Source organism: Mesorhizobium sp. M7A.F.Ca.CA.001.10.2.1, assembly GCF_003998575.1.
In the GTDB taxonomy this organism is placed as follows: Bacteria; Pseudomonadota; Alphaproteobacteria; order Rhizobiales; family Rhizobiaceae; genus Mesorhizobium.
Genome location: NZ_RZQY01000569.1, coordinates 1 through 4,064, shown reverse-complemented (window position 1 = coordinate 4,064; position 4,064 = coordinate 1). Strand labels below are relative to the sequence as shown.

Below are 4,064 nucleotides of genomic sequence, written 5' to 3'. Positions count from 1 at the left end.
ATCTCGCATGTCCAATCGAGCCAGCATCTCATTCCCGGCTTTTATTACCAAATGCTTATCAACGTCCTAACGATGCCAGCCCCCTTCTCCTCGCAGGCGCGGCTGGCGCTGCGCTAACGGGGCACCATGACCTGGAAAACCGCAAGGTCGGCGGACTTTTACAGACGCTGGTGTTCAAGGCATGTGTCAGAGGTTTGGTGGGTGGGGTACGCTACCAACCGGCCCCGGCATCGTCACGCCAGTTCAGCAGTAACAGTCGTCGATCATCTTCGCGTTCGTTGCAACCATTTCCCGGACCGCGGTGGAGAACTTTTTGTCACCGGCTCCCTTGGCTGTCGCCTCCGCTCCGCCCGGCGCAGCGGCGATGAAGTTTCTCGTAAATGCCACGAGCCCGGGTGGTCCTTTCATCGTGGTAAAGCCGCGCTCCTTGCAGGCGTCGAGAAACTCCTGCGCGCGACCCTGTTCGATGATCGCGCGTATGTGAAGCACCACGCCTTCGACAGAGAGTTTTTTGGTATGCCGCCTTGTCGTGCCGTCCTTGGTCCTGAACGAACTCGCGCCCGCCGCCGTTCTGGTCGCCTTTGCCATGGGTTCCTCCTAGGTTGATCCGCCTGTCGATGCTGTCGCGCCGTGAAACTACTCTCCGGTGATCAGCTCGAGTACCTTGGATTTCCTGTCGCGATAGTTGCTGTCGTCCACGCGCTGAAGCTCGCGCACCCCGGCCTCTACCTGGCGCTCATACTCTTGCTGCTCCGCCTTGCTCCGTGCCTCGGCTACGGTCAGTCCCCCCTCCGTAGGAGGCAGTTGCATGACCAGCGTCAGTGTATGGATGTCCACCCTTTCCGTGGTGGCTGTCAGCGTGCTGCCCTTGACGTCGGTGCCGCTTAGCCGTTTGCCCAATTCGAGTTTCGGGCTGATACCGGCATGCAGAGTCGTGGTGAAAACAAGCGTTTCATTCATGGAGGGCACTGGCACCTTGTCCCGCTGCGTGAACAGGTCGGCTTCCGATATCTGGCCGATCAGGTTTCCCGACTGGTTGGACGTTATGAAACTCCTGACGATTTCAATCAGATTGAGCTTCCCGGCAATCGGATAAGCGCCGTTCGGAAGAGGCTCGCCGCCCGCAAGCTCGGCCCGGAATTTGTTGCACTGGCGGATCGTCGGAAGATTGGTCAGCAATTCGTCGACCCGGTCCTTCTGGACAAACTCCCGCTTAGCCCGCCGCTTGCCTTCGAACGATGCGTCGATGGGGCTGGTCAGCGTTCCTCGGGTAAATACACTCAAAAGATCGACACTACCGCCCAGATTGTCGGTCTGGGTCATGTCGAACACATATTTGTAGAAGATAAAAACCTTGGAGTAAGTCTCAACAACTTGCTTGAGCTGCTTTTCTTTATCATGAAGATTTTTGTAGCCTGACGTGAAAAAATCCCGAAATACTTTAGACTCATTTTTGGCCTTCGCTTTTGCGATGTCATCCTTGCTGAGCGTGGCGCTGTCGGGCGGCATGAACCGCGCCAGATGGTCGCGACTGAGGCTGGCCGCAACCGCCATATTGTATTTGTCCCTGTCCAGGGAGAGCGCGCCGATCAACAGCGTGATATAGGCATCGCGCATTTCGCAACGGATCGCCTGGGCGATGCGGGCAGTATCCAGGCCCCCCGTGACCTGCTGGGTCGTCGGCCGTACGGCGCAGGCAAATAAAACCTGAGCGGCGGCCAACAATGCGGCCGCGCGGCAAATCGTTCTATACAGGCGCAAGTTTCCCCCCTGAGCCAATCCAGATTTATACTGGAAAGGCGCAGTAAATCAACAATTGCCAACTTGTGTCAATTGGGAGTTTTAGAAATTGTTAATTTAGAGCGTATTACCTGCGGTCTTTGAAGGCGGCATGGACGCGGGTGAATGCCGGTCGGGATGGGCTGCCGGCGCTAGCCTGCACGACGCACGGTTCCTCACCCCCCCCCATGAAATGAGGGCGAGGAACCCAAGTCTTGCTAAGTCACCCCGCCATGGCCAGCGGCACGGCGCTCTTGTTGGGGATCTGGATGTCGATTTCCAGCGTCGACATGGTCTCGCCGCGGTCCATCGAGACCTGCAGATAATCCTGGTCGATCTGCACATGCTTGGCGATGACGGCCATGATCTCCTCGCGCAGGATGGAGACGAGGTCTGGCTGGCTGCGGTTGCGGCGCTCATAGGCGAGCAGCACTTGCAGCCGCTCGCGCGCCACCGGCGCGCTGGAGCGCCGCTTGAAGATGTCGAGCAGGTTCATGCCGCCCTCCTTCCCAAAAGACGATCGAGGAAGCCCTTGCGCTCGAAGGGCACGATGACGGGCAATTCCTCGCCCTCCAGCCGCCTGGCGGCGTCGATATAGGCCTTGGCAGCGGAATTGAGCGGCTCCGACAGCGTCACCGGCGAACCGAGGTTGGAGGCGCGCAACACGTCCTGGCTTTCCGGAATGATGCCAAGCAGCGGCACCGACAGGATTTCCAGCACGTCGTCGATGGACAGCATTTCGCCGCGCGACGCACGCGCCGCATCGTAGCGCGTCACCAGCACATGCTTGGCGATCTGCTCGCCCTGCTCCGCCCGCAAGGTGCGCGCGTCGAGCAGGCCGATGATGCGGTCGGAATCGCGCACGGAACTGACTTCCGGATTGGTGACGATGACCGCCTCGTCGGCAAAGCGCATGGCGAGCTGCGCGCCGCGCTCGATGCCGGCCGGGCTGTCGCAGAACACGTAGTCGAACACCGAGCGCAGCTTGTCGATGACTTCGCCGACGCCTTCCTCGGTCAGCGCATCCTTGTCGCGCGTCTGCGAGGCCGGCAGCAGGAACAGCGTCTCGACCCGCTTGTCGCGGATCAGCGCCTGCGAGAGTTTGGCCTGGCCCTGGATGACGTTGACGAGGTCGAACACCACGCGCCGCTCGGCGCCCATGATCAGGTCGAGGTTGCGCAGGCCGACGTCAAAGTCGACCAAGGCCACCTTCTTGCCGGTCTTGGCCACGGCCGCCCCGAGGGCCGCCGTCGAGGTCGTCTTGCCGACGCCCCCCTTGCCCGAGGTGACCACCACTACCTTGCCCATTGAAAAGCCTCCGTTGTTGTTTTCTTGGTCGGGCGACCATCGGCCGCCCCAATATCGAAACGAATGTCAGCTCAGCGTCGAAACCCGCAAGGCGTCCCCATCGAGAAACGCCTGCACCGGCTTGCCGCGCGAAACACCTTCCATTTCCTCGGCGGTGACGTACCAGCCGTCGACCGCCAGAAGCTCCGCCTCGTTCTTGCGGCAGAAGATGCGCGCGCCTCTGTTGCCCAGCGCACCCGCCGAAGCGCGCCCGCGCAGCGTGCCGTAGACATGGATCGAGCCCGCCGCGATGATCTCCGAACCGGACGCGACCGAACCGAGCACGATGACATCGCCATGCGGATGCACGATCGCCTGGCCCGAGCGGATCGGCGCCTTGATCATCAGCGTGCCCGAAGCTTCAACCTGCGGCTCGCTATCGCCCGCCTTGCTTGCGTCAACCTTGCCGTCGCCGGCCTTGGCCGCGCCGGCTTCAGGCGCCCTGCCCTCGGCCTTGCCCTCTTCGGAAACATCCTCCCGCGCCTTGCGGGGCAGCAGCCCATCCGTCGTCGCCTCCTTGGCGCCGACCAGCACCGGCGGCAGGTTGGGCGCGAGTGCGGCGTGGCCGTCGAGCTCGATGGCGTAGATGCGGATGCCGCGATGGCCAAGCACGTCGACCAGCGATTCGATCGCGGCGACATCGGGCTTCAAGGTGTTGAGATCAAGCACCACCGGCCGCCCGGCAAAATAGCCCGGCGAGTTGCCGATCCAGTGGTCGAGCCCCTCGAGCCACACGTCCAAAGGCGCTTCGGGCGTCAGCGTGAAAGCGACGAAAGAGCGGGCACGGAAACGAATGGATTTGGCCTCGAGGGGGGCGGCAAAAGTCACGGCTGGCGAATCCTTACTGAGAGGTAAACGCTAGCGAGGGAATGGTTAATGAATGGTTAATGCGAGGGGGGTGGAGTAAGGTTTCCAGCAGTGCTGCGCGCGGTCAAGAG

General features: G+C 61.4%; 5 protein-coding genes. All 5 read right to left on the bottom strand.

The window, feature by feature from the left end:
- Window positions 1-243 precede the first annotated feature (243 nt).
- Window positions 244-588: a hypothetical protein gene (locus EN964_RS27440; protein WP_127268761.1), complete on the bottom strand. Its 345-nt coding sequence runs from the start codon at window positions 586-588 to the stop codon at window positions 244-246.
- A gap of 48 nt (window positions 589-636) precedes the next feature.
- Window positions 637-1,761: a hypothetical protein gene (locus EN964_RS27435; RefSeq protein WP_127268760.1), complete on the bottom strand. Its 1,125-nt coding sequence runs from the start codon at window positions 1,759-1,761 to the stop codon at window positions 637-639.
- 241 nt (window positions 1,762-2,002) lie between these two features.
- On the bottom strand, window positions 2,003-2,275 hold the full coding sequence (minE, locus tag EN964_RS27430; protein WP_024501686.1) for a cell division topological specificity factor MinE: 273 nt from the start codon (window positions 2,273-2,275) through the stop codon (window positions 2,003-2,005).
- Window positions 2,272-3,087, bottom strand: a complete 816-nt coding sequence (gene minD / locus EN964_RS27425; protein ID WP_013530671.1) for a septum site-determining protein MinD — start codon at window positions 3,085-3,087, stop codon at window positions 2,272-2,274. The genes minE and minD overlap by 4 nt, the downstream gene beginning before the upstream one ends.
- 66 nt (window positions 3,088-3,153) lie before the next feature.
- Window positions 3,154-3,954, bottom strand: a complete 801-nt coding sequence (gene minC, locus EN964_RS27420) for a septum site-determining protein MinC (RefSeq protein ID WP_127271097.1) — start codon at window positions 3,952-3,954, stop codon at window positions 3,154-3,156.
- Window positions 3,955-4,064 lie beyond the last annotated feature (110 nt).

Bases quoted from the DNA above. Each gene is read 5' to 3' on its own strand.
- minE (WP_024501686.1), bottom strand. From the start codon at position 2,275: ATGAACCTGCTCGACATCTTCAAGCGGCGCTCCAGCGCGCCGGTGGCG.
- EN964_RS27440 (WP_127268761.1), bottom strand. From the start codon at position 588: ATGGCAAAGGCGACCAGAACGGCGGCGGGCGCGAGTTCGTTCAGGACC.
- minD (WP_013530671.1), bottom strand. From the start codon at position 3,087: ATGGGCAAGGTAGTGGTGGTCACCTCGGGCAAGGGGGGCGTCGGCAAG.